Annotated in this window: 19 protein-coding genes; 5 read left to right on the top strand and 14 right to left on the bottom strand. The window is 68.1% G+C overall.

Features of this window, described 5'->3' with window-relative positions; genetic code table 11:
* Positions 1-103 precede the first annotated feature (103 nt).
* Genes cobA through nirB form a run of 4 tightly spaced genes read right to left on the bottom strand, consistent with a single transcriptional unit; the run spans position 104 to position 6,360 of the window.
* Positions 104-955, bottom strand: a complete 852-nt coding sequence (gene cobA, locus V7E00_RS18425) for a uroporphyrinogen-III C-methyltransferase (protein ID WP_333574108.1) — start codon at positions 953-955, stop codon at positions 104-106.
* Positions 948-3,533, bottom strand: a complete 2,586-nt coding sequence (locus tag V7E00_RS18430; protein ID WP_333574109.1) for a molybdopterin-dependent oxidoreductase — start codon at positions 3,531-3,533, stop codon at positions 948-950. The genes cobA and V7E00_RS18430 overlap by 8 nt, the downstream gene beginning before the upstream one ends.
* Positions 3,530-3,856: a nitrite reductase small subunit NirD gene (gene nirD / locus V7E00_RS18435; protein ID WP_333574110.1), complete on the bottom strand. Its 327-nt coding sequence runs from the start codon at positions 3,854-3,856 to the stop codon at positions 3,530-3,532. Before nirD ends, V7E00_RS18430 begins: the two co-directional genes overlap by 4 nt.
* A gap of 5 nt (positions 3,857-3,861) precedes the next feature.
* Positions 3,862-6,360, bottom strand: coding sequence for a nitrite reductase large subunit NirB (nirB, locus tag V7E00_RS18440; RefSeq protein WP_333574111.1), 2,499 nt, complete (start codon positions 6,358-6,360; stop codon positions 3,862-3,864).
* Between the two features lie 244 nt (positions 6,361-6,604).
* Here nirB and V7E00_RS18445 point away from each other — a divergent pair, with 244 nt between their 5' ends.
* Entirely contained in the window at positions 6,605-6,916 is a 312-nt protein-coding gene (locus V7E00_RS18445) for a hypothetical protein (RefSeq protein WP_333574112.1), read from the top strand.
* Between the two features lie 39 nt (positions 6,917-6,955).
* On the opposite strand, the gene V7E00_RS18450 is transcribed toward V7E00_RS18445, so the two are convergent.
* From V7E00_RS18450 to V7E00_RS18470, 5 genes are all read right to left on the bottom strand, one after another.
* Positions 6,956-8,161 carry an alginate export family protein gene (locus V7E00_RS18450; RefSeq protein WP_333574113.1) on the bottom strand — a complete coding sequence of 402 codons (1,206 nt, stop codon included), beginning with the start codon at positions 8,159-8,161 and terminating at the stop codon, positions 6,956-6,958.
* Positions 8,162-8,218: 57 nt separating this feature from the next.
* Positions 8,219-9,466, bottom strand: a complete 1,248-nt coding sequence (locus V7E00_RS18455; RefSeq protein WP_333574114.1) for a nitrate/nitrite transporter — start codon at positions 9,464-9,466, stop codon at positions 8,219-8,221.
* Positions 9,467-9,686: 220 nt separating this feature from the next.
* Positions 9,687-10,901, bottom strand: coding sequence for a CmpA/NrtA family ABC transporter substrate-binding protein (locus V7E00_RS18460; protein WP_333574115.1), 1,215 nt, complete (start codon positions 10,899-10,901; stop codon positions 9,687-9,689).
* Positions 10,898-11,482, bottom strand: a complete 585-nt coding sequence (locus tag V7E00_RS18465; protein WP_333574116.1) for an ANTAR domain-containing response regulator — start codon at positions 11,480-11,482, stop codon at positions 10,898-10,900. Before V7E00_RS18465 ends, V7E00_RS18460 begins: the two co-directional genes overlap by 4 nt.
* A 126-nt stretch (positions 11,483-11,608) precedes the next feature.
* Positions 11,609-12,448, bottom strand: coding sequence for a metallophosphoesterase family protein (locus V7E00_RS18470; protein ID WP_333574117.1), 840 nt, complete (start codon positions 12,446-12,448; stop codon positions 11,609-11,611).
* A 173-nt stretch (positions 12,449-12,621) separates the two neighbouring features.
* Here V7E00_RS18470 and V7E00_RS18475 point away from each other — a divergent pair, with 173 nt between their 5' ends.
* Positions 12,622-13,062 carry a hypothetical protein gene (locus V7E00_RS18475; protein WP_333574118.1) on the top strand — a complete coding sequence of 147 codons (441 nt, stop codon included), beginning with the start codon at positions 12,622-12,624 and terminating at the stop codon, positions 13,060-13,062.
* Between the two features lie 91 nt (positions 13,063-13,153).
* Here the strand turns inward: V7E00_RS18475 and V7E00_RS18480 are convergent, their stop codons facing one another.
* Positions 13,154-14,149 carry a phosphatase PAP2 family protein gene (locus V7E00_RS18480; protein ID WP_333574119.1) on the bottom strand — a complete coding sequence of 332 codons (996 nt, stop codon included), beginning with the start codon at positions 14,147-14,149 and terminating at the stop codon, positions 13,154-13,156.
* 249 nt (positions 14,150-14,398) lie between these two features.
* Between V7E00_RS18480 and V7E00_RS18485 the strand changes: the two genes are divergently transcribed.
* A complete protein-coding gene (locus V7E00_RS18485; RefSeq protein WP_333574120.1) occupies positions 14,399-14,953 on the top strand; it encodes a hypothetical protein in 555 nt (184 codons plus the stop codon).
* Between the two features lie 21 nt (positions 14,954-14,974).
* Here the strand turns inward: V7E00_RS18485 and V7E00_RS18490 are convergent, their stop codons facing one another.
* The gene (locus V7E00_RS18490) at positions 14,975-16,420 is read right to left on the bottom strand and encodes a hypothetical protein (RefSeq protein ID WP_333574121.1); all 1,446 of its coding nucleotides are present in this window, start codon (positions 16,418-16,420) and stop codon (positions 14,975-14,977) included.
* Positions 16,417-17,151 carry an ABC transporter ATP-binding protein gene (locus V7E00_RS18495; RefSeq protein WP_333574122.1) on the bottom strand — a complete coding sequence of 245 codons (735 nt, stop codon included), beginning with the start codon at positions 17,149-17,151 and terminating at the stop codon, positions 16,417-16,419. The genes V7E00_RS18490 and V7E00_RS18495 overlap by 4 nt, the downstream gene beginning before the upstream one ends.
* A gap of 115 nt (positions 17,152-17,266) precedes the next feature.
* Here V7E00_RS18495 and V7E00_RS18500 point away from each other — a divergent pair, with 115 nt between their 5' ends.
* Positions 17,267-17,476 carry a hypothetical protein gene (locus tag V7E00_RS18500; RefSeq protein ID WP_333574123.1) on the top strand — a complete coding sequence of 70 codons (210 nt, stop codon included), beginning with the start codon at positions 17,267-17,269 and terminating at the stop codon, positions 17,474-17,476.
* A gap of 114 nt (positions 17,477-17,590) precedes the next feature.
* Complete coding sequence (locus V7E00_RS18505) at positions 17,591-21,325, top strand: LamG-like jellyroll fold domain-containing protein (RefSeq protein ID WP_333574124.1); 3,735 nt, start codon at positions 17,591-17,593, stop codon at positions 21,323-21,325.
* A 40-nt stretch (positions 21,326-21,365) separates the two neighbouring features.
* On the opposite strand, the gene treF is transcribed toward V7E00_RS18505, so the two are convergent.
* Positions 21,366-22,985 (bottom strand): alpha,alpha-trehalase TreF, encoded by a 1,620-nt coding sequence (gene treF, locus V7E00_RS18510; protein WP_333574125.1) that lies wholly within the window; start codon positions 22,983-22,985, stop codon positions 21,366-21,368.
* A 73-nt stretch (positions 22,986-23,058) separates the two neighbouring features.
* Positions 23,059-25,746 carry a TonB-dependent receptor gene (locus V7E00_RS18515; RefSeq protein ID WP_333574126.1) on the bottom strand — a complete coding sequence of 896 codons (2,688 nt, stop codon included), beginning with the start codon at positions 25,744-25,746 and terminating at the stop codon, positions 23,059-23,061.
* Positions 25,747-25,793 lie beyond the last annotated feature (47 nt).

The raw sequence follows: 25,793 nt of genomic DNA on the forward strand, positions 1-25,793 counted from the left end.
GCTCACACCAGGCGGCCGGGCACCTGCCCGAGCAACGTGGCACCTCCCGGCACGAGAGCTGTAACCGCTGATAATGATGTCCTCGGCGCCGCGCGGGAAGGCATCAGAGCGCACGGGATGCGAAGGGATGGAAAGCGGCCTGAGGTTTTGGGGCCGGGCTCGTGCTTTCCGGCACCACGGTGCCGATAGAAGCGGAACAGGAATCCGCAAGCGGTGCGCTGCCCCCTGCCGCCAGCGCCTCGCCCACCAGGATGAGCGTCGGCTGATCGTTGGAAAAGGCGGAAACGGCGACGTGCAGAAGATCCAGCCGGGTGTGGAGCATCCGCTCGCTTGCCAGGCTGATGTCGCAGGCGATCATCACGGGCGTCGCACCGGGCAGGCCCGAAGCGACGAGGTTGCGGCCGATCTCCGCTGCTGCACTGCGCCCCATGTAGAAGACGGTCGTGCAGTGCGGGTCCGCCAGCGCGGCCCAGTCCAAATCGAGAGGCGCATCGCCGCGCTTGTGCGCGGTGGCGAACTGCACCCGCCGCGCGAGCCCCCGCAGCGAAAGCGAGACACCGGCGGACGCCGCCGCCGCGCTCGCGGCGGTGATACCAGGGCAGATCCGTACCGGCACCCCGGCCTGAAGAAGTGCGGAACACTCCTCCATCGATCGCCCGAAGATCGACGGGTCGCCCCCCTTCAGCCGCACGACGCGTTCGCCAGCCATGGCGGCGGCGACGAGCAGGTCGTTGATCGTCTCTTGGTCCTTGGAATGCCGGCCGGCACGCTTGCCTACCGGTACTTTCCGCACCGATGCAGGAATCAGCTCGAGAATGCCCTTCCCTACCAGCGCGTCGTAGAACACCACGCTTGCGGTACGCAGCAGCCGCTCGGCCTTGCGGGTCAGCAGATCAGGGTCCCCGGGTCCTGCGCCGACCAGCCAGGCGCTGCCTGCGGGAAATTCGTCAGCCATGCACGGTCTCCTTGGGAACATCGGTGAGAATGCGGGCCAGCGCCGGGCGGCAGGATCCGCAGTTGGTGCCGGCCCCCAGCGCCGCGCCGATCGCCGCGACGTCGGCAAGTCGCCGGTCCCGTATCGCGGCCGTGATCGTATGCAGGCCCACATCGAAGCAGGCGCAGACCACCGGCCCTTGATCTGTCCTGCGGCCGGGCGCGCGGCCAGCGAGTACCTGCGGCCCTTGCGGCTGGTTGAGCTGCGTGATCAGCCAGTCGCGGCTCGGCAGTTCGCCGGCGCGTGTGACGAACAGCACCGCTGCCAGTCGCCCCTCGCGCAGCACCGCCACGCGCCGCGTGCCGCGCGCCGGATCGCTCGCCTCGATCCGGTCACCATAAGGCAGCCCCCGATCGAGCCCGGCGGCATCGCCGGTCCCGGCCAATTCGTACAGCGCGCCGCCGGGTACGGTAACCCGCGTCGCCCACAGGCAGTCCGGCGCCGGCGCCTCGGCCTGCACGATCAGGAAGCCGCGCCAGTCGACGACCAGCGGCGCGATCCTTGCAGGCGAGAGCTTGAAGCCGGGCTGCCCCGAATGCGGGTCGGCAAGGTCGCGCGGCAACAGCCCGGTGCGGCCGCCGCTCGACTGACGGTCGGTCCAGTGGATCGGCGTGAACAACTCGCCGCGACGCTGCCCCCGGTGATGCGCGACGCGAAAGACGCTGGCGCCCTGCGGGGTCACCACGCGGGCCAGCGCGCCATCGGCCAGCGCAAGCGCCGCCGCATCCTCGGGATGGATCTCGACCAACGGCTCCTCCCGGTGTCGGGAGAGCCTTGGCGACAGGCCCGTTCGCGTCATCGTATGCCAATGGTCCCGGTAGCGGCCGGTATTGAGCGTCATTGGCCATTCGCGCAGCGGCGCCTCCAGCGAGCGCTGCGCAACGGCAATCAGACGGGCGCGACCGCTCGGCGTTGGATAGGCGCCATCGGCAAACGGCGCCGCGCGCCACTGGAAGGGCGCCATGCTGTCATAGGCGTGATTTCCGATCGCGGCCTTCGCCGCCAGATCCAGCATCCGAGCGCCGTTGTTGCGATACGCGGCGAGCCGGGCATGCTCGCGCCAGATCTCGGCGGGCCGATCATAGGGAAAGGCGGTCCGAAAGCCCATCCGCCGGGCGACCTGGGTGACGATCCACCAGTCCGGCCTGGCCTCCCCCGGAAGCGGCAGGAAGGCGCGCTGGCGGCTGATCATGCGCTCGGAATTGGTGACGGTGCCGTCCTTCTCCCCCCAGGCAGCGGCGGGAAGGCGGACATGGGCGTACACGCTGGTGTCGGTCTCGGCAATCACGTCGGACACGACCACGAAGGGACAGGCCGCCAGCGCCTCGCGCACGCGCCCGGCATCGGGCATGGATACAGCCGGGTTGGTCGCCATGATCCACAAGGCCTTGATTCGCCCCTCGCCGACGGCGCGGAACAGATCCACCGCCTTGAGACCCGGTCGGGTTGCCATCCGCTCGGCGGCCCAGAAGCGGCCGACATCGGCCACGTCCTGATCGTCAAAGCCGCGATGCGCAGCCAGCGTGGATGCGAGGCCGCCGACTTCACGCCCGCCCATCGCATTGGGCTGGCCGGTGATCGAGAAGGGCGCGGCACCAGGGCTGCCGATCCGGCCGGTGGCGAGGTGCAGGTTGAGGATTGCATTCACCTGGTCGGTGCCGCGGATCGACTGGTTGATACCCTGGCTGAACAGCGTGACGGTCCGCAGGGTTGCCGCGAACATCTGGTAGAAGCGCTGCAGGTCGGCGGGCGCCAGGTCGCAGGTCTGCGCGGTGGTCCAGAGATCATGGCCCTCCGCCAGCGCTTCCCAGAAGCCCGCAGGCACGTCGAGGTTCGCCGCATCCGCCAGCCCCTCGGTACGGCAATGCGCCAGCAGGCCGTTGAACAGCGCCACGTCGCTGCCCGGGCGGAGCGCCAGATGGAGGTCCGCCTCTTCCGCGGTCTCGGTACGGCGCGGGTCGATCACGACCAGTTTGGTGCCGCGCTCCGCCCGCGCGGCCATGATCCGCTGGTACACCACAGGGTGGCACCAGGCGGTGTTCGATCCCACCAGCACGATCAGGTCGGCGACGTCCAGGTCGGCATAGCTGCCCGCCACCACGTCCTCCCCGAACGCGCGCATGTGCCCCGCCACCGCGCTCGACATGCAGAGCCGCGAATTGGTGTCGATATTGGCCGAGCCGATGAAGCCCTTCATCAGCTTGTTGGCGACGTAATAATCCTCGGTCAGCAGCTGGCCGGAGACGTAGAAGGCGACGCTGTCCGGGCCATGCTCGGCGATCGTCTGGCGAAAGCGGCGCGCGACGAGATCGAGCGCCTTGTCCCAGCTCGCCCGCCGCTCCCCGATCATCGGGTGGAGCAATCGCCCCTCCAGCCCGATCGTCTCGCCCAGATGCGTGCCCTTGGAACAGAGCCGCCCCTGGTTGGCCGGATGCTCTGGATCGCCTTCGATGCGCACCGCGCGCTCGCCGGTCACCGTCGCCCGGATCCCGCAGCCGACGCCGCAATAGGCACAGGTGGTGCGGACCGCCTCGTTCACGCGGCCGCCCGCACCGGCATTGCGAGCAGGATGCGTTCGCCCTCCGCCCGCACCGGCACCACCGGCGTACACCCCTTGTCCTCGCCCAGCACCATGCCGGTCCCGAGCGCGATCCGCAGGTTGTGGAGCGGACACGCCACCGCATGGCCATGCACGATTCCCGCGCTCAGCGGCCCGCCCTTGTGCGGGCAGCGGTCGATCAGCGCGAAGACCTGGTCGTCATGGGTGCGGAACACCGCCACCGGCTCCCCGGCGAGCGTAAGCGTTCGGCTGCCCCGCAGCGGCAGGTCGGCAAGGGTGCCGATATCGATCCAGTCGGTCATGGCGTTCACTCCGCTGCGGCGAGAAGGGGCTGGTGGAGGCCGGCATCGGCGCCCGCCACGCGCTCGGCCCAGGGATCGTCCTGGCTGAAGGACTGCGAATGCCAGAAGCGGGCGGCGAGTGCGTCCCGGCCGGCCTCGTCCTCGACGACGCGCGCCTTGAGGTAGGCCAGCCCTACGCGCTCGATCCAGGGCGCAGTGCGCTCCAGATAGCGTGCCTCCTCGCGGTAGAGCTGCACGAAGGCGGCAGCGAAGTGCATCGCCTCCTCCTCGGTGCCCACCTTCACCAGCAGGTCGGTGGCGCGGACATGGATGCCGCCGTTGCCGCCGACATGCAGCTCATAGCCAGAGTCCACGCAGACCACGCCGAAGTCCTTGATCGTCGCCTCCGCGCAGTTTCGCGGGCAGCCGGATACCGCCATCTTGAACTTGTGCGGCATCCAGCTGCCCCAGAAACCGCGCTCCAGCTTGATGCCAAGCCCGGTCGAATCCTGGGTGCCGAACCGGCACCATTCGGAGCCCACGCACGTCTTCACCGTGCGCAGCGCCTTGGCATAGGCATGGCCGGAGACCATGCCTGCGGCATTCAGGTCGGCCCAGACTGCGGGCAGATCCTCCTTGCGGATGCCGAAAATATCCAGCCGCTGGCCGCCGGTGACCTTCACCATCGGCGCGTTGTATTTCTCCACCACATCGGCGATCGCGCGCAGCTCGTTCGGGGTCGTGACGCCGCCCCACATGCGCGGCACCACCGAATAGGTGCCGTCCTTCTGGATGTTCGCGTGCAGCCGCTCGTTGACATAGCGGCTCTGCTGGTCGTCGACATATTCCCCGGGCCAAGCGCAGAGCAGGTAGTAGTTGAGCGCCGGCCGGCACGAGGAACAGCCATCCGGCGTCGACCAGTGCAGCCGCTGCATCACTTCGGGAATGGCGCGCATCCCCTGCTCGACGATCGCGCGCCGCACCTCGTCATGGCCGTAGCTGGTGCATTTGCACATCGTCTTCGGCCCGGTCTGCACCTGATCGCCCAGCGTTAGCGCCAGCAGATTCTCGACAATGCCCGTGCAGGATCCGCAGCTGGCCGAGGCCCTGCACCCCGCGCGCACCCCATCGAGGCTGCACGCGCCGCCTGCGATCGTCGCCACCACCTGGCCCTTGCTGACGCCGTTGCAGCCGCAGATCTCGGCATCGTCCGAGAGCGCCGCAACGGCCGCCTTAGGGTCCGCCAGCCCCCCTCCCGAGGCGAAGGCCTGGCCGTAGATCAGCACGTCGCGGATCGCGGCGACGCTCTCGCCCTTCTTCAGCAGATCGAAATACCAGCCGCCGTCGCCGGTATCGCCAAACAGCACCGCGCCGATCACGCGATCGTCCTTCAGCACCACCCGCTTGTAGATGCCGCGGGCGGCGTCGCGCAGGACGATGTCCTCGCAGCCATCGCCGCCGGAGAAGTCGCCGGCCGAGAACACGTCGAGCCCCGCAACCTTGAGCTTGGTCGAGGTGACGGAGCCGCGGTAGGGATTGGCGCGCGCCACCAGACCGTCGGCAAGGCTGCGGCACATGTCCCACAGGGGCGCCACCAGCCCGTAGCATTGCCCGTCATGCTCGACACATTCGCCCACCGCTAGCACATCGGCATCGCTCGTCACCATGTGATCGTCGACCTGGATGCCGCGCCCGACCGCGAGCCCGGCGTCGCGCGCCAGCTTCACCGCGGGGCGGATGCCCACCGCCATCACAACCAGCTTGGCGGGAAGGACGCGCCCGTCCTTCAGCTGGACGCCCTCGACCTTGTCGTCGCCCAGGATGGCAGCCGTGTCCGCACCAGTGAGGATCGTCTGCCCGCGCGCTTCGAGCGCAGACTTGAGCAGCCATCCCGCCGCCTCGTCCAGCTGCCGCTCCATCAGCGTCGGCATCAAATGGAGCACGGTGACCTTCATGCCGCGCAGGGCAAGGCCGTGCGCGGCCTCCAGCCCGAGCAACCCGCCGCCGATCACCACGGCGTCCCCGCCTTCGCCCGCCGCGGCCAGCATCGCATCGACATCGGCCATGTCGCGGAAGCTGATCACGCCGGGCAGGTCATGCCCCGGCACCGGGATGATGAAGGGATCGGAGCCCGTGGCGATCAGCAGCTTGTCATAGCCGGTGGTGCGGCCAGACCGCGCGGTGACGGTGCGCGCCGCGCGGTCGATCGCGACCACGGGATCGCCGGCCACCAGCTCGATGCCGTGCTGCGCGTACCAGGCGTGATCGTTGATCACGATTTCCTGGAACGTCTTCTCACCCGCGAGCACCGGCGACAGCATGATGCGGTTATAGTTCACATGCGGTTCGGCGCCGAAGATGGTGACCCGAAATCGCGTTCCGTCGCGGGCCAGCAGTTCCTCCACCGCGCGGCACCCGGCCATCCCGTTGCCGATCACGACCAGATGCTGGCGGCCCTCCGCCGACGCGCCCGCCTCGGCGGGGCCCTCGTCGGCCGGGGTAGCAATAGCTTCGAGAAACTCCATCCGCTTCGCTCCAGAACGAAAAAAGCCGCCATCCGGCGCCCGGTCTTGTGAACCGAGCGCTGGATGGCGGCTTTGCCATCAACAGGACCACGTTGCGCCCATCGGCGGGCTGGCGTGGCTATGTAGGGAAGGACAGCCTTGTCCTTCGCATCGCAACATAAACTGATTCGTTGGTCAGCTCAAGCGTTTCCGCGGTCTCAGATCACGCTGGCGGCCATTTCCGTCAAAGGCTAAGGACAGGCACATGCAATCACCTGTTCCAGGCTGGGCAAGACCGCGTACGCCAAAACCCACGCCGCAGGCCGAACGAAACGACGCGCCGCCCTTACGTTCGGACCATGACTTCTACTTATGGATGCATTGGGGCCGGATCACCCTTCCTTTTACCGCCGCTTGCCTGGGGGCAATGCTGCATTTTGGCGTGCCGTTCGACTACACGCCGCTTGCGACGGTTCCGGCGTTTCTTCTCTACATCTTTCTGCGGCTCCGGGCTTGGCGGAGACGGCAGGCTGGCCAGCGCTTCATCGACTATGACGACAAGGATGTATCCTGGTGATCCAGCGAGCGGCGTCGCGAACGCCGCGTCACTCAAGCGTCAATAGGTCCAATCCACCTGCAGCCAGAATTTGCTCGTATCTGTGGCAAGCCGATCGGCGTCGTACCGGGCGTAGCGTACCGAGAACGCCGTCTTCTTCACCTTCGCCGTGGCGAGCAGGTCGATCTCGTCGCCATAATGCTGGCCCAGCCGGTAGCTTTCAAAGCGGTGCCAGGTCGCCTGCAGCGTCAGCGCATCCACCCTGCCCAGCTTCTTCCAGCCATAGCCGCCGCCCGCATAGAGATCGCGCACGCCGTTGGCGGGCGTGGCCAGGAACTTGTCGGCCCAGCCCTGAAACTTGAAGTTGGTGCCAAGCGGCGTCTGGAAGCTGGTGAGCGTGGCGCCCTTGTCGGCGCCCAGCACCTCATAACCGGTGTTCAGCTTCCAGCCACGAACGTCCAGCGTCGCATCGGCCAGCCAGTAATCTGCGGTGTAACGGTTCGGATTGCGGTGATAGTCCGACTGGGTCGCCCAACTCAGCTGATAGCTCAGCTTCACCTGCCGCCCCAGCGCGCGACTGCCCGCCAGCCGCCCGCCATAGCTCTGGCTGGCGAGGCGATAGCCCTGCACCTCCGGTTCGTCCTGGTCCACCAGATAGGCGAAGCCGGTCAGCGACCCGATCGGCGTCGCGACGGAAAGATTGGCGAACACATTGTCGCCGCCCACACCCCGCTGCCGCGCGCCTCGCCCATCGCTGCCCCAGATGGTCCGCACGTCCCATGCATAGGCGACATCGAGCTTCACGCCCTTCACCGGCACCAGTTCCGCGCGCACCGCGTCAAAGGTCTGCGCGTTGTTGCGGAAGCCAACATTGCCGACGAAGCGCTCTTCATCCAGCGCGATCCGCTGGCGTCCGGCAGTGACGGTCAGCGGCCTGGTCCGGTATTGCAGCTGTGCGCGATAGATTGCGACATCCTGCGGATCAGCGATCATGGGCCGGGTCGCCGCACCGTGCAGCCCGTCATAGTACTCGCCGACGAGCGCGAGATTGCCCTGCGCCTCGCCCAGCACCGCCCAGGCCCCCGTGCGGATCTCCGCACCGGCGCGCACCCGCAACGTCCACGCATCGGCAGCCGTATCGAGCCCCTCCTGGTCGACATGTTCAGAGCGGCTGCGCGCCTCGATCAGCGGCTTTACCGAGATGTCCTGGGCACAAGCCGGCCCGGCAACCGCCAGCGCGGCCGCCGCAGCGAAAATGGTTCGCATGAGATTTGCCCCCGAATGGAGCGGCGGGGTCCGTGCCGCGCCGCTCTCCCTCTCCGATCAGATGCGTGCGCCGCTCGTCCAGCGGGCGCGCCACGAAGCCTTGATGAGCGTAAGCCCCGTCAGCGCCACCAGGGACAGCCCGGCGAAGATAAGGAAGCCGGGGGCGAAGCTGCCCGCCAGCTGCTTGGCGAGGCCGAGCGACGAAGCGAGGTAGAACCCGCCCACCCCGCCGGCCATGCCGACGAGCCCGGTCATCACGCCGATCTCCGCCTGAAATCGCTGCGGCACGAGCTGGAACACCGATCCGTTGCCAGTACCCAGCGCCAGCATCGCAACCACGAAGCAGCCCAGTGCCATCGGCAGCGTCGGTGCAACGCTGACGCCCGTCAGCGCGGCAGCGGCGACCAGGAAGACAACCGAAAGCGTCTTCACGCCGCCGATCCGATCGGCCAGCGCGCCGCCCAGCGGCCGCACCAGCGATCCTGCAAACACGCAGCCACCCGTGCAATAGCCAGCGACGATGGTGCTGAGCTTGAACTGGTCGGTGAAATAGATCGGCAGCGACGCCGCCAGCCCGACGAACCCGCCGAAGGTGACCGCGTAGAAGCCCATCAGCCACCAGGCGTCCCCGGATTTCAGCGGATGGAGATACTCGACTAGCGTCTTCGGCGCGGGCGCATCGGGTGCATCCTTCGCCATCACCAGATAGAGCACGAAAACGACGCCGAGCGGGATGCATGCCAGCCCCAGCACGGCGTTCCAGCCGAACAACTTGGCCAGCGCGGGCGCGAACAGCGCGGCCAGCACCGTGCCGGAATTGCCCATGCCGGCCAGGCCCATCGCCTTGCCCTGGTGCTCGGCCGCGTACCAGCGGCTGGCGAGCGGCAAAGCGATTGCGAAGCTGGCGCCCGCAAAGCCGAGGATCACGCCCAGCGCCAGCGTGCCGCCGAAGCTGTTCACGCCGAGGAGCCAGGCCGAAAGCAGCCCGCCGATCACGATCATCTGGCTGATCGCGCCCGCACGCTTCGGCCCGATGCGATCCACCAGCAGCCCGTTGACCACACGCAGAAAGGCACCGGCCAGCGTCGGCGTGGCGACCATCAGCCCCTTCTGCGCAGCCGTCAGGTGCAACGTCTTGGCGATCTCCGGTGCCAGCGGGCCCAGGAGCACCCACACCATGAAGGCCAGATCGAAATAAAGGAACGCGGCGATCAGCGTCGGCCAATGCCCGCTGCGCCAGAAGCTGCCATTGTTTGCATCGGTGGCCCCCATGCCCACGCTTCGATCCAAGAATGCCGTTGCCATGCTGATTTCCCCGATCCCGATCTGAAAAGGACAAGAAAAAAGCCGCTCGCCGGACGTTCGCCTGCGCGAAATCCGGTCAGCGGCTTTGCTGCGTTCAGAGGGGGAGGCAGGCCCCGGCGTTGGGGTGCCCTCCCGATGGGCGCGCATCCTTGCGCGACTCCGGGATCATCGCGCGAATTGCGACGTGCTGCAAGTGCGAAGTTGGACCCGCCAAGAAGGGCTAGCCGCTCGCCCCACCAAAGCTCGCCAAATACGCGTCCAGCCGCTCAGGATCGAACACGCGGCCGTCGAAGAACCGATCCGGCCCGAGCGTCAGCGCGGCCCGATGCGTGCCCACGCCGATCGGCGCGGTTACGGCGCCCTCCAGCTTCATGCTGGCGCCCGGCATCGCTTCGCCGCTGGCGCCAAGCGCACGGCGGTACACATCGGGGCGGAACACCGCGCCGGCTGCGGTCTCGGCCTCGGCGCTCGGCTCCGCCTGTCTCCAGCGCACCAGCTGCGAATAGATCCACAACGCCTGGCTCCGCCACGGAAATGCAGTTGCCTCGCGATGGAACAGCAGGAAATCGGGTTGCTCCACCGCCGGCGCATGGCGGCGCGGGATCACCTGTCCCGCCAGACCCGCCTCGATCAACTCGGGCGGCTCGCCCACATAGGCCGGGCGCGCCAGCAACGCCGCCAGTTCGCCGCGGTTGGCCGGATCGTCGCACCAGCGAGCCGCCTGCGCCAAAGCCATCAGCAGGCGATCGACCGTGTCGGGATTGGCTTCCATCCAGTCGGTGCGGAGCGCCAGCACCTTCTCCACACCGCGCTGCCAGATTCGCGCGCCGATCGCGACCGTCTCGGCCAGTCCCTGCGCGATCGCCGCCGCCGGCCACGGATCGCCGGCGATGAACCCGTCAATCTCCCCCAGCCGCATCGCTTCCACGGTAAGTGAGGGGGGCAGCACGCGCAGCACGACGTCGCGATCGGGATCGACGCCCACACTGCCCAGCCAATAGCGCAACATCAGTGCGTGGCCGGAAAAGCGGTGCACGATGCCGATGACCGGCTTGCGCCGGAACAGGCCGATCGCGCTGGCGAAGTCATGCCCGGTGCCGAGCGGATCGGCCAGGCGCGCCGGCAGATCGGGTTCCAGCGCCGCGGCGAACTCGCCCGACATCACGAGCATGTTGCCGTTGCTGTTGAGCTTGAACGGCGCGGACAGCCCCGCCGGCTGCTGGCTGAGCCCCAGCGTGACCGCGACGGCAAGCGGGGCCAGCATCTGCGCCGCCTGCACCTGCCCGTAGACCAGCCGGTCGCGCAGCGTCGCCCAGCTGGTCGTCCGCACCAGCTCCAGCGCGATCCCCTGTGCTTCGGCAAAGCCCCGCGCATGCGCGGCGACCAGCACCGCACTGTCGGTAAGCGGCAGGAAGGCAATGCGGAGCGGCGTCATGCGGCGCCTCCGCCCAGAAGGCTGCTCGCGGTGATCAGGGCCTCGGCCACGTCGACGAGCCGGCGGCCCTGGTTCATCGCCGTCGTGCGCAGCAGCGCATAGGCGTCGGCTTCGTTCAACTCGCGCTGTGCCATCAGGATCGCCTTCGCCTTGTCGATCGTCTTGCGGTTGGCAAGCGCGGTGCGCGCCTCGTCCAGTTCAGTCTGCATCCGGGAAAAGGCCGTGAAGCGCCGCACGGCCAGTTCGAGAATCGGCTTCACGCGATCCTTGCGCAGCCCATCCACGACATAGGCGGAAACGCCCGCATCGATCGCCGCGCCGATCATCGTCTCATCCGACTGGTCGACGAACATCGCGATCGGTTTGGCGAGGGCGCGGCTCACGAGCAGCATTTCTTCCAGCGTGTCGCGGCTCGGACTGCCCAGGTCCATCAGCACGACGTCAGGGGCCATGCGCTCGATCCGAGCGACGAACGCGCCGCGCGGCGGCACGAAATGGATATCGTCATAGCCCGCTTCTCGCAGCCCGTCTTCGAGGACCGATGCGCGGGCCCCGCTGTCATCTACAATGACGATCCGCACACCAGCGCCTTTCGCAGTTGCAAAAGGAATTGGCAGCAAAGCGCGAGCCGGTCAAACCACCGCCGGTCAATGAGGTCGCGCGGGGGCGGACGTGGCATATGCAAAACTGGGGCTTGCACCCAGCAGCTACGCGCCGGCTCCCTTGTGCGCGTTCCACTGCCGCCCATCGAATTCGAAGGCGACCCGGTCTCCGTCCTGAAACGACGTGCCGTTCCAGGCAACCACCTGCAGGGCGCAGCGATCGTTCCGGCGCACCTGCAGCCAGTTGAAGCTCTGAGGCTCGGCATTTCGCAACCGCGTCGACGTGGCGGTGCCGGCCTGGATGATGAGTGCAGACCCGGCTTTCTCCGCCATTTTCCTCGCAGCTTCGGCATAGGTCCTGTGGAAGTGCCCTGCCAGCGCCAGGTGGACGCCGGCCTCGCACGCGCCCTGCACCGCTTCTTCGTGCCGGCCGACCGCCTCGCTGAGTTCACCGCCCTTGCCGATGGGCATGGCAAACAGCGGGTGATGCGTGACAAGGATCCGCGTCTTGGTCGGGCTCACGGCAGCGAAACGGCGCTTCATGAGGGCGATCTGCTCGTGATTGATCCTGCCATCCTTGATGGTGAGCGACCGAGCGGTGTTGATGCCCAGGACGGCGATCTCGTCATTCTCGAACCAGGGGCAAAGGTCGCTCGAGATGAACCGCTTGTAGCGCCGCAAGGGTGCAGCAAACCGCCGGACCACATCGTAGAGCGGCACGTCGTGATTTCCCGGGACCACCAACAGCCTGTGTCCTGCCGCCCGGAGGCGGTTGATGTAGGCGGAAGCCGCTCGAAACTGGCCGAGACGGGCGCGCTGCGTGAAATCGCCACTGACGATGACCAGGTCGGGCTGGCGCGCCTGCAGCCAGGCCTCGGTTGCCGCGACAATCTTCGGGTCATGGGCGCCGAAGTGGATGTCGGAAAGATGTGCTATCCCTGCCATCGGCGCTCAACGGCGCGGGAGCGAAGCGGTTTCATCCCGGCATCACTCGTCTGGGCTCGCAATCCCAAAGGCGCTGTAGCTTTTGGGTGTCGTTCGGCCCACAGCGTACGCCCGCTGGTACGGGCACACCCCGGGAGCATGGCGGGGGGCGTCGCAAGGGAGAACATGCGGTGATGTCGATCAAAGTGGCGCTATTCGGCTCGGCGCTTGCCGCCGGCACGCTTGGCGCCGCGCGCGTGCCGACGCAGGCCAGCGCCAAGCCGCCCGGACCGCTTCTTCCGCTCAGCGATCAGGACGAACAGGCCTCCCAGGAGACCGGATGCACCTTCACTTTCAGCAGCGGCAGACACGACTATCTCCAGCTCGTCGGTTCGGAACTCCTGCTCCGAGATGCGCATGGCTTGCGTGCCTGCCGCCTGACGACAGCTGCAACGGAGGATCTGGAGGATGGGCGCGGCGCCGTTTCCTGCTCGGGCTACCGTCTGCGCATGCGGCCGTTCGGCCGAACCACCTCGAACGCCGCTACGGACAGCAGCAGCAGACGCGCAGTGTTGACGGCCGATCGCGACGGTGCGGCAGTCCGCATGGACGGCGTGTGGGGGGTAGCATGCTGAAGACCGTCGCAACTTGGCTCGATCCGCTGGTCGAACAACCCCGAAGACGGGCGGCGGCGACTGAAAAGCGGCGGGTTCGAGCGGGCGGCTCTTAACAGCCCTTCCCTGCGGCCGTCCGCACCCGCCAGCGGACGAGCAGCGTCGCGAAGAACCAGGCGATCAGCGCAACGCCGGCGCCGAGGATCAGGTCGATCAGATAATGGGTGCCTTCCACCGGCGTGGAGAGCAGCATCGCGCACGGGATCGCCGTGAGCCACCAGCGCAATGGGCCGCAGCGCTGGGCCGCAGCGATGTAGAGCGTGGCCGAGGCGGCATGGAAGCTGGGCGCCGAAACCAGCCCGCGCAGCTGGCCGACGTCGACCACGGTCAGCGTGTGGTCGCGCAGTGCCGGGATCAGGTCCGGCTGCCATAATTCGCTCACCGGCATATAGGGAATCGGCCCGTGCCACAGATAGGAGAAGGGGCCGACTGCCGGCATTTGGCTGTAGATCGCCAGCGTCAGCACCGCCGCGATCGCGAAGGCGGCGAGGAAGCGGTGCGCTTCGCGTCGCTGCCCGGTCACCGCGAACCAACCCAGCAGCAGCGCCGGCGTGAGGAAGATGCTCTGATAGGCAGCGATGCCGAGCAGCTGGAGCGCGCGATGCGCCGCAACCAGGCGGTACCAGGCCAGCCAGTCGAACTGGAGCAGCTCGTCCATCCGCTGCAGACCCGCATCGGCGAAGCCCTGGCTCATCGCCGCAACCGGATAGGAACTGACCGCCCCGATCAGCGCAAGCGCCATGAACAGCGTGTAATATTCCACGACCTGCGCGAGCACCACGCTCCAGCGCCGCCCGTCGCGCAGGCACCAGAGCCGCAGCAGTGGAGCGATCGCGAGGATGGCGTAATAGGGAATGTTGCTGCGCGCGAACGGATCGATCGTCAGACCGGCCATCCACAGCAGCAGCGTGCACGCGGATACGGCGGCGATCACCGCGACACGGACCTGCCCGCCCGAGAAGCCGATGGCGGCGCGGGCATCGTACCGCGCCTCGGGAAGCAGGATAGCCGGTGCCGGGAGTGCGGAAGAACGGTGCGGGTCGGTCAAGGGCGTGCTCTTCGAGAGTGCGGGGGCGACCCGCCTGCCATTGCTGTCCGCGCGCCGTGCCCGATCCTACCGCGACGATACGCCCCCGGCTAGCCCCCGCCGCCCTGCCATGCGTGGCACTTTACCGCCGGGCAAAGTGCCACGGGCGGGTGTCTGCCGCCGCCGGCAAAGTGCCATCACTGGTCCAATTGCCACATCGGGGCACAGAGGGGATTCACAGGCGAATCACGATGTGCTTAGATTCCTGCTATGTTCCAGCCCGATCTCTTCGCCGCCGCCCCTCGCGTCCGGCCGGATGCGGCCTCCCCCGCGCCCGCGCTGGACCTGCCTGCCGTGCTGGACCGGCTGAGCGCAACCTGCGAGCGGCCACGCTACAGCTTCATGGTCCTCCAACTGATCGCGCAGGCGAGCGACCGCACCGGCTGGGCCGGTCCGTGGATCGAACGCGAAGGCCGCCGCCTGTCGGTCCGTGACTGGCTGAGCGAGGCGCTCTCCCCGGTCGCGCGGCGCGATCCGCGGCGGCTGGGGCTGGCGGCACGGGCGCGCGCCGATCTGGAGAAGGCCGGTAGCCTTCCCGCAGATCCCGAGGCGGCAAAGGCGGCAATCGCAGCGGAAGTGCAGCACCGCATTCGCCTGTCGGGCCGCACCAATGTGAGCCGGGCCGTCTCCGAACTGGTGCGCGCCGGGCTGGTGCGGCGGCACTATCAGGGCTTTCGCGTCGATCACCACAATCGCGGCGCCCAGCGCCACGCCGTCTACGCAGTGACCGAGGAGGCACGGCGCGCGCTGCAGCCGGGCGGCTGAGGGGCGGCTCCGTGCGCCAGCTTAGAGGAAATAGACGATCACGCCCGCTACGAGCCCTAGGATCAGCGCAATCACGAACTCGACGAGATTGCGCACGATGCCCCCGCCCTTCTGCCGGCGCTGGAAGGTGGAGCGCGGTGCCGGCTGTGCATGGGCGACCTCCAGATAGCCCACTGCCCCGCCCGCACCTGCGGTGAAGAGCAGCGTGACCAGCGCCCCGGGCACGGTCTCCATGGCAATCGCGATCGGCAGCAGCACGCCCAGCGGCGCGGCCAGCGCCATCGCCGCCAGCAGCTTGGCGAGATCGAGCTCATCCCTGGCGACCGGTGCCACCTTCAGCAGATCGGGCGCATCCTCGGCAGAGGCTGCCAGCCAGGCGAGGCTCGACACGAGCTGTCCGGCGATGACCACGCTGGTGAAGGCGAGCGTGGGCGCCATCGGTAGCGATCGTCCGTCGCGGAAGGCAACCAGAAGGATCGGCGCGAGATAGACGATCCGCAGCAGCACCTGGAAGATCAGCGCCGGATCCCGCAGCAGCAGCCGCAGCTCCTTGGCGAAGGTCGTGGCGAACAGGCTGCGATGGAAGTGGCGGGCGATGCCTCCCTTTGCCGCGCGCTTCGCTGCGGGGCGCGCGCCGCCTGCGCGATAGCTGCGCAGGAAGCTGTGCCGCATTGCCCAGCCCGCCAGGGCAAACAGCCCGAGCGCCCCGCCGAGCAGCAGCAGCATCGCCAGCGGATCACCGAACGCGGCGCGGCCTGGAAGGCTGCTCAGCCCGCTGCGCCCATAGCCGCGGTCGCGCAGCGCTTCGAAAAGCAGCACCGTGCCGGTTTCGCGGCGATCGTCGTGCTGGTTGAGGACCTGCGTGGCCAGGAAGACGCTTGCGCCGGTCAGCGCCGCGAGGATCTGGCCGAGCGTCCTCGCCGCCCGCGGCCCCACCGTGCGGGCGAGCAGCAATGTCACGCCAAGCCCCAGGCAGGCCGCCGTCGACGCCAGTGCGACAAGCAGCACCACCGCCCCCAGCAGCTCGGGATGGCCGAGCAGTGCGACCGGCAGCAGGATCGGCAGCAGGAAGATCGAGAAGGTGAGCATCACGCCGCCGGCGATGCCCAGCAGCTTGGCCGAGACGACCGTGCGCGGATCGAGCGGGGCGGAGAACAGCAGGTCGAGATCGCCCGCCTCGTACAACGTCCGCTGGCTGGCGAGCAGCGCCTGGGTGGTCATGAAGGTGAACAGCAGGATCGCGGCGATCAGCACGATCAGCCAGGCGAGCGCATCGGCCCGCCACTGCTCGCCTGCAAGCAGCAGGCCGAGGCCGACGCCAAGCCCGGTATAGCCGAGCAGCACCAGCGCGAGGAGGATCGTCCCCAGCTTGCTGCGTCCGGCCGCGCGCAGGTTGCCGCGCAGCTCGTGCAGCGTCAGCCAGGCGAGGCTGCCGGGCGGCAGCCGCCGCATTGCCCATCCGATCACGGGCGGCTCGTCAGGCGGATGAAGGTGTCCTCCAGCGTCGCCTCCTCGGCGCCGGCGAGCGCACGCAGCTCCTCCAGCGTGCCCTCGGCGAGCAGCTTGCCCCCGGCGATGATGCCGATGCGATCGGCCAGCCGCTCGGCGACTTCCAGGATATGGGTCGTCACGATCACCGTCTTGCCCTGGTCCACCGCCGCTCGCAGCGCGTCCTTCACGGCGCGCGCCATTGCGGCGTCGAGGCCGGTCAGAGGCTCGTCGAGGATCAGCAGCTGCGGATCATGGATCAGCGCGCCGGCCAGCGCGACCTTCTGCTGCATGCCGCGGGAGAAACCCTCGCAGCGCGTGTCGCGCACGTCCCACAGTTCCAGCCAGCGGAGCAGCCGCTCCGCTTCGGGCGCGGCCTGCTCGGGCGGAATCCGCCACAGCCCGGCGACGAAGCCGAGATATTCGGCCGGGGTCAACTTGTCGTAGAGCATCGGCTCGTCGGGCAGCCAGGCGGTGATCGCCTTGGCGTCCTGCGGGCTGGTGCGCGAGTCGATGCCAAAAATCTCGATGCTGCCGGCATCGGGCTCGGTCAATCCTACTGCCATGCGCAGCGTCGTCGTCTTGCCGGCGCCGTTGGGACCCAGCAGCGCGTAGAGCTGCCCCGCCCCCACCGTAAGGTCGAGGCCGGTGATGACGGGCTTGCCGAAGGATTTTTGCAGGCCGGCGATGCGAAGCGCGGGGATGGACATCGGCACCGATCCTAGCGGCCGCGCGCTTCGTCGCAAGCGCCCCGTCATGGACCTTTTTTCGCTCTCGTTCGTCCCCAGCTTCCGCCAAGGACCGGGAGGGGTAAGGATGTTCGCAATGCCAAGCACGATCGCGCCGGAAGTGATCGCCTGCATCGCCGAAGGGCGGCCGCCGACGCCGCACGAACTGGAGCGCGTCGCGCAGCGGGTGCGCGCGGATCTGGGCGCGGCACGCCCCGCGTTCGCCTGGGGCGATGCCGACGCCGCTGCCGCGGACCAGCTCAGCCTGCGCGTGGCCGAAATCGCACTGCTCGGCAGCCGCCGCTGAAGCCGTCCATCACCTGTTGGCAGCGTCCCCACGAATTGCTACCGGTGTCAACAACGGTACGCATGGGACGGTGAATCGCATGCGACCTGAGGACAGGATACTCGGGAGGATCGCATGCGGCATTGGGGCATCTCGGCATGGGCGCTCATTGCCGCCGCACCCGCGCTGGCGCAGCCCGCCCCCCCGGACGACGGCCTCCTCTTCCACCTCTCCGCCGACAAGAGCCTGACGGCAGACGTCGCGCAGGGCGATCCGGTCCCCAACTTCCGCTCCGCCGTCACCATCACGCCCGATGGCGCCGTGGGCGGCGCGGCGCGCTGGGCGGACGAAGGCTATGTCGCCTGGAACGCGCCGGGCAACATGCGCGCGGAGCGCGGCACCCTCGCCTTTTTCTGGCGCGCCCGCACGCCGCTGGGCGAGGCGCCCTTCGTGATCTTCCGCGCCGGCTTCGCCGACCATTCGAGCTGGGACATGGCTTTCCTGCGGATCGACTGGAACGGGCACGGCTTCGACGCCTTTGTAACCGACGCCAACCTTTCGCGGATCCGCGTCTCGTTCGCGCTGGACCGCGTGCCGGCGCCCGAGGAGTGGCAGCACCTCGCCTTTGCCTGGGACGAGACGCAGGGCGTGCGCCTGTTCCTCAACGGGCGTGAAGTTGCACGGCGCAACCAGGTCGCCGATCTCGATTCCGGCCTCGACCAGTTCGGCATGGCGGGCCGGGTGATCAGCCCCCACCAGGTACAGAGCCGCTACAATTTCATGCGCGGCAGCGATCTCGACGAGATCCGCGTCTATGACCGGATGCTCCCCGCGGCCGACATCACGGCGCTGGCCGAGCGCCGCCTGCCCGGCACCCCGCCGCCGCGCGATACCGCCGCCGAACGCGCCGCCTGGCTGCACCGCTATGGCTGGGACAAGGCGCCGCCGCCGGTTCTCGCCAGCAAGGTGACGCGCGTCCGCAAGGTCGAGTTCGCCGACGCGCGCGACCAGAAGCAGTGGATGTGGAAGGGCGTCGACGGCATCGCCGAGACGACCTGGCCCGGCGTCTACAACCGCTCGCGCCTGCCCGGCCGCGACGATTATTTCGAGCTGCCCGACTGGAACACCTATGTCGAAGGCGGCAAGGCCTATGCACTCACCGTGCCGGCGGGGGAGACGTTCAACCGGGTGGAAATCCGCGGCGCCGCTTACGGCGAGCTTGCCTGGGCGAAGGACGGCGCGGGGTTCGCGAAGCTGGCGGACCGGGCGAAAGGCACCGTCCGCTCCGTCCACGCGATGCCCGACCGCCAAGGCGGCGTACTGCGCTTCACCAACCAGATGCAGGAACAGCCGATCCAAGAGGTCTGGGCCTATCAGGTGGACAACGCTCCCGAACCGGAGGGCAGCTTCAAGCTCAGCTACCGGGTGAACGCCAAGGCCGCGGCGAATCTTGCCGCGCTGGATGCCCTCAACGCCTATATCGCCGGCCGCTTCGCGCCTGAGGAGCGCAGCACGGTGCTCGCCCTGCCCAAGTCGGGCGTTCGTGCCGCCGTGGGCGCGGGGGCGGCCGCCGGCAGCGGCGCCGCAGTGCGGCCTGCCGGTCCCAAGCCGATCGTCCACATTCTGATCCCCTCCAACCTCAACCAGGCCCATGCGGACCAGCCGCTCGCCCGTGCGTTCAACTATGGCTGGCGCAACCTGCATGACGGGCTGGACGGCATCGCGATCGACCTGCCCGCGCTCAAGGCGAAACCCACCGCAGAGGGGCTGATCCCGCTCAACATCCGGGTCCATGATCCGATCTGGCCGCAGCGCGATCTGCTCGATCTCTCGGTCTCGGTCCGCCCGGGCGAAGCACGGACGCTGTGGCTTGATCTGCGCGACCGCATCCTCAGCGATGACAGCCTGTTCCTGACGATCGCGTCCGCCGCGCCGGATTTCGACGCCGAGGCACTGGACGGTGCGGAGATCCGCCTGGTGTTCAAGCCGCGTGCGGAGGCGCTCAAGGAGCATGTCGCCGATCGCTTCAACCAGGTGAAGGACAATTGGGGCTTCCTCGTCGAGGAGCACACCGCCTCCGAGCGCGCCGCGCTCTATCGCCGGGTACGCACGGATGCGAGCGACCTGCTCCGCGTCGACCCCGAGAACAAGGAGATGCGCGCCTATTGGGCGGACATCGACTACCGCCCGGAGAACATGCCCGCCGAAGCGTTGCCCCCGATCCCCGCCGGCGTCCCGGCCTGGGCCGCCCGGCAGCTGCAGGACCTGTCGCTGACGCGCCGCTTCGTGGAATGGTGGATCGACAACCGCCAGGTACCCTATGGCGATTTCGGCGGGGGGATCAGCGACGATTCCGATCTGATGCAGCAATGGCCGGGCCTGGCGCTGATGGGCGTCATTCCGGACAAGGTGAACGCCTCGCTCCGCGCGCTCGATGACGCCGCCTATCGCAACGGCATGATCGTCGACGGTCTCGGCTATATCACCACCGACGAGTTGCATGCCTATGAGGAAGGGCTGAACGCCGATGCGGCACGGCTCTACCTCAACTGGGGCGAGCCTAAGACGGTGGAGCGGCTGTTCGCCACCACCCGGGCGCTGGGCAAGGTGATCCTGCCCAACCCGGCGGGCCATCTCCACTTTGCCAGCAACTGGTATGGCGCGCGGAAGATGTACCGCGAAGGCGCGTTCGAGTGGCAGAAGCCCTATAGCTATGTGGTGATGCACGCGCCGATCCTGCTCGGCGTGTTCAACGCGACGCCGCAGGCACGCGGGCTGGTGACCGGTCTCGCCGATGGCTGGCTCGCCCATGGCAAGCAGGATGCGGAGGGCCGCTGGAGCTTTCCGAACGAGATCAACTGGCGCACCGATGCCACGCGGGCAGGCGACGGTGGCGGGGTGAGCACGCCGCTCCAGACCGCCTGGTCCGCCTATCGCTTCACGGGTGACGCCAAATATCTCCGGCCGCTTCAGGCGCGGCCCGGATCCGTGGGCGAGATCAACGAGAATGGCGCGCTGCTCCCGGAGACGCAGGCGCTGGTCACGCCCAAGGGCGACGGCGAAGCGGCGCGCATCGCCGCCTGGACCCGCAGCGGCGACCCTGCGCCGCTGGTGGCGCTGCACGAAGCCGCGATCCTCGAAAAATCGGCGCGTCTGTACATGATGACCGAGGGGCACTGGTGGAGCGACCGCGTCGAGAGCGAGAACCAGTGGCTGCAGCGCGCGCGCCTGGGCGGTATCGCGCTCCGCCGCAACCAGACCTTTCCCGGCAACGCGGTAAGCTGGCGCTTCGCCAATGACGCTGCCGCGGAGCAGGTGGCGCTGCTGGTGCCCGGCGCCACGCCCACCGGCTTTACCGTCGAGGCGTTCAACACCAGCACGACGCCGCAGGACGCGACGATGACCACCTGGAATGTCACGGCGGGCCGATGGACGATGCGCGGGCCGGACGGGCTGGTGAAGACGCTTGAACTCGGCCGCTCGAGCGACGTGGCGCTGCGCTTCCCCGTGGGTGCGGGCAAATGGGTCTTCACGCTGGAGCAGGCCGGTGATCCGGTGGAGCTGCGGCCCGATCTTGGCATCGGCCGCGATGATGTGGTGGTGCGCGGCCGGTCCATCACGGTGACGGTCCACAGCCTCGGCCATGTAGGAGCGCCGGGCGGGACGGTGATCGTATCGGGTGCGCAGGGCGAACTGGGCCGGGCTGCCATCCCGGCGCTCCCGGCGCCGAACGATCTTCAGCCGCGCACGGCAACGGTCCAGGTGCGGCTGACCGGCAGCGCCGCGCCGACGGAGGTCCGGGTGGCACTAGCCGGAAACGCGGCCGAAGTGACGCTGCACAACAACCGCGTGCAATTGCAGGAGCGCTAGGAGCCCGGCAGCGAGTTCCGGCACCCGCCGCCGCGCCTCGTCAGGGCGCGGCCGCGGCCTGCTCTTCCGGTCGCGTTTCATGCTCGGCGCCCTCCAGGACGCCTGGCTGGTGATGAAGATTCAGCAGCGCGCTGGTCACCCCGTTCGTCCACCCGAAGCCATCCTGCAGCGGATACTCGCCGCCGCCCCCCGGCACCTGCTCCTCTACGTCGTATTTCTCCAGCATCTTGCCCGTCGCCCGATAGGCACGGTCGACCGTGGTCAGCCAGCGCCGCGCAATCTCGTCCCCCAGATCCCGATGCCCATAGGCGGCAAGACCGTCGATCGCGACCCACTGCAGCGGCGCCCAGCCGTTCGGCGTATCCCATTGCTGGCCGGTGCGGTTCCCCGTCGTGCGGAGCCCTCCCGGCGCGACCAGTTTCGCCCGCACGGTCGCCGCAACGGCGGCAGCCTGCTCCGCGCTCGCCGCCCCGACGAACAGGGGGAACAGCGTGGCTGCCGACAGGACCGGCGTCGCCTGCTGCGCGCGCCAGTCGTAATCGGCATAGCGCTGCTCGGCTGCCCGCCACAGATAGGTGTCGATCGCCTTGCGCCGCTGGGCCGCCCTGCGAGCGAAATCGGCGGCGCAGTCCGGATCCGCCAGCGCGGCGCAGCGCTGGGCAATCCCGCGCTCCGCCGCCAGGAGCAGGCTGTTGAGGTCGACCGGCACGATGTCGGTCGTGTGCACCGTGGCCAGCGTCCGTCCGTCTGCAAGCCAACGGGAGCTATAGTCCCAGCCGCTCTCGGCCCCTGCACGCAGATCGCGATACACGGCGGTCAGCGGCCGGCCGGCCGCAGCCTTCGCAGTAGCTACGTCCTCGCGATAGCTTTCGTCACGCGGTGTTTCCCGCGCGTCCCAATAGCGATTGAGCAGGCTGCCATCGGCCATCCGCACGACATGCTCGCACGCCGGCTGCGATGCGGTGATGCAGCCCCCCCCGCGCATCCAGTATTCATATTCGCTGCGCAGTGCCGCCAGCCGCGTACGCAGCACCGCCGGATCGCGGGCATCGGACAGGTCGAGCATCAGCGCGAAGAAGGGCGGCTGCGACCGGCTGAGATAATAGCTGCGTGTGCCGTTGGGGATGTGGCCGTAGCGCTGCACCATGCTCACGAAGTCGTCGAGCATGTGATCGATCATCGCCTGCTGGCCGTCGACCTTCAGGCCGAGCATGGTGAAGTAGCTGTCCCAATAGTAGATCTCGCGGAAGCGACCGCCAGGCACGACATAGGGCGCCGGCAGCGCCAGCGCCGAACTCCCCCGCTCAGGGGCAAGCGCCGGGCGCGACAGCACCGGCCAGAGCGCCTGGACATGCGCGCGCAGACCGAGCTTCTGCTGCGGTGCGGGCGCGCCGTTGCCTTGTGCGGCCAGCGTGAAATGCGCCTCCACGAACGCCTTCAACGCTTCCCGCGACTTCGGCTTGGCCTTGCGATAGGCCGCCAGGATCGCAGCCGGCGCCTCCTTCGGCACCGCGTCGACAAAGGTCTTCCCGTCGGGGAAAACCTGCGCCATCTGCACCGCGTCAAACAAGGGCCCGAACAGCTGTGCCGGGCTTTGCGGCTGGGGATCGGCGGCGGCGACGCACAACAGGGCGGCGATCGGAAGCAAGCGGCGGATCATTGGCTAGTCCTCATCGGGGGCATAACGCACGAAGCCGGCCGAGCGCTGCGCCCGACCGGCTCCCAGGGGGTGTTCAGAAGCGGTAGGAGGCGCTGAACAGCGCCGACCGGCCCAGGATCGGCCGCGCGAGAATCACTCCGCTTCCCTGCGATCCGATGGTGCGCGGATTGCCTTCGGTCAGCCCGATCGTGTTGGTGATGTTGTCAACCGTAGCCTGCAATGTGATCCGCTTGGTGACGTCCACCGTCAGCCCCGCGTCCCATTTGTAGTAGTTGGGCAGCAGCTGCGCGTTCTGCACGTCGGAGAAGCGATCGCCGATATAGGTGACCGAGGTAAACAAGGTCGCCTTGCTCTCCGACCCGAAGTCCACCGAATAGGCAGGCGAGACACGCCATTGCCATTTGGGCTGGCGCTGCACCTGATTACCGGTCAGGTTGGTACGGCCGTTGTCGGTGAAGAAGTCGCGATACTTGCTGTCGAGATAGGTGCCTGAAAAGCCGATGGTGAAGTTGCGCACCGGCCGCAGTTCGCCCTCCAGCTCGACGCCGGTCGCACGTGCGCCGCCAATCGAGGCGATGGGCGCGCCGCTGGTGATCACCGTGGTGGCGAGCCCGTTGAAGTCGTTGTGGAACACGGTGAGATAGGCGCTCGCCAGATCCGTCGATACCTTCAGCCCGCCTTCATAGGTATCGACGCGCGGCGCCACGGTGATGCCGTCGCGCAGATTGTCGAAGAAGGGGAAGCTGTTGCCCCGGCTGTAGCGCAGGAACAGCCCGATCGAGCGGGTGAAGTCGTAGTTCGCCCCGGCCGTCCACGACCATTTCTCGCCGCGGTAGCGGATCGTCGAGAAGGTGCCGTTCAGCACCGCATCGCCATTGTCGTAGAGCGTGTTCGGATTGCCATCGAGGCCGCCGGCCGGCGCCGAGCCGTTATTTTCCAGCGTGCCATCGACCGAGTGATCCTGGTAGCGCAGGCCGGCATCGAGGCGGAGCTGCTCGTTCACCTGCAGCTCGTCCACCGCGTAGACTGCCGCGTCCTTGCCGTCATAATCGGCGTTGACGTTGAAGGTCGAGCCGCTGGTGAAGCCGTTCCGGGTGACAATGCGGCCGTCCGCCAGCGTCAGGTTCAGGCGGCGGGCATTGGGCTCGGCGGTGAGCAGCTGGCTGTTGCCGAGGTTCCAGTGGTCGCGCGACGAATAGGCCGCGTAGTAGACGCCGGCGGTGAAGCTGTTGCTGCCCTTCTTCCATTCGAGCGCGAGGTCGTTGGAGAAATTCTCGATGCGCTTCTGCACGCGCCATAGCCCGGCCTCGACCACCTGGGTGGTGCCCGGCACCGCTTGGCCGCCGTTCACGAATGTGAGGCTGCCGATCGTGCCCGCCCTGCCCGCCGCAAAGGCAGCGGCGCTCTGCGGCGGGGCGCCACCCGGAACGAGGCCGGTGGTGTTGGCGTCGCCCTTCAGCCAACTCAGGCGGTCGCGCAGCTTGAAGCCGTCGCCCAGGCGATATTCGAAGTTGCCGCCGAGATTTACCACGTCCGCCCCGCGTCCGTCGGCCAGATCGACGCGGGTGCCGTCGTTGAGCACGCCCAGTCGTGTCTCGCCACCCGCAAGCGTGCCGCTGCCGGCATCGAAATTGCCGTACTGGCTGATCTTCTTGCCGTTCTGGACCACCGGGATCGGCAGCAGCCACTGACCTCGGTCGTTGAGATAGCGGCCAAACACCAGCACCGAGCCATTGTCGAAGTCGTGGCGCACATTGGCGGTGATCTGTCCGCCCTTCTCGGCCGTGAAGCGCGGGTTCCGCACGCCGTTGCCGGCCGAATAATAGCCGCCGACCATATAGGTCGTACCGGCGCCCAGCGGCCCCGAGAGGTAGCCGTCGGCGCGGACGTCGCCATAGCTGGCGACGCCGAGCTTGAGCAGATTGTCCGGCGTGGCGCCACCCTCGCGCTGGACGAAGTTGATCGTCAGGCCCGGCTGGCCCGAGGAGAACAGCGCCCCGGTGCCGCCGCGCACGGCCTCTACCCGCTTCAGGGTCGAGTCTATGCGAATCAGCTGGGAGTTTTCGAGGAAGGACAAGGTTGGCGGCGAGAAGATCGGCACGCCCTCTGACTGAATCGTGACATACTCGGCGTCGCCGCCCGAGGGGTAGCCGCGCACGAAAATGTTCGCACCGTTCTTGCCGCCCGAACTCTCCACGCTGATGCCGGGCACGACGCGCAGCACTTCGGCGGTGCTGGCGGGTGCCAGTCGTCCAATGGCGGCATCGTTGATCGTAGTGACGGCGAACGACGCATCTTGACGGCGCGTACCCGCGCCGGCGGTGCCGGTTACGACGATTTCCAGGTCCTCGGCGGCTGGATCTTCCTGCGGGCCCGCCGCCGTGGCTTGCGCTTGCCTGACCCGTGGCGCGGGTGCCGTTCCCGCGCCTTCGGTTCCGTGCCCTTCCACGACGAAGGTGCCGCCGGCGGTGGTGCGGTAGCGCAGGCCGCTGCCGGCGAGCAGCATGGCGAGCGCGCGGTCGACGCCGTAGCGGCCGCGCAGCTCCGGCGCACGCTTGCCGCGCACCAGATCAGGCGCGAACAGTATTTGGCGGCCGCTCTGACGGGCAAATTCGGTGAGCGCGCTGCCGAGGTCCCGGCTGCCGATGGCGAGACTGATGGTTGCTTCGGGCGCAGGTGTCGCGAAGGCAGGCGTGAGGGCACAAACGGCGACGCCAGCGAGCGCCAGGCTACGAACAAGCGTGGAAAGGTGGCGAGACATCAGGATCCTCCCATATCGGTTCACGAGGCGCCATCTGCTGCAGCGCT

This window comes from Sphingomonas sp., assembly GCF_036731925.1.
GTDB lineage: Bacteria > Pseudomonadota > Alphaproteobacteria > Sphingomonadales > Sphingomonadaceae > Sphingomonas.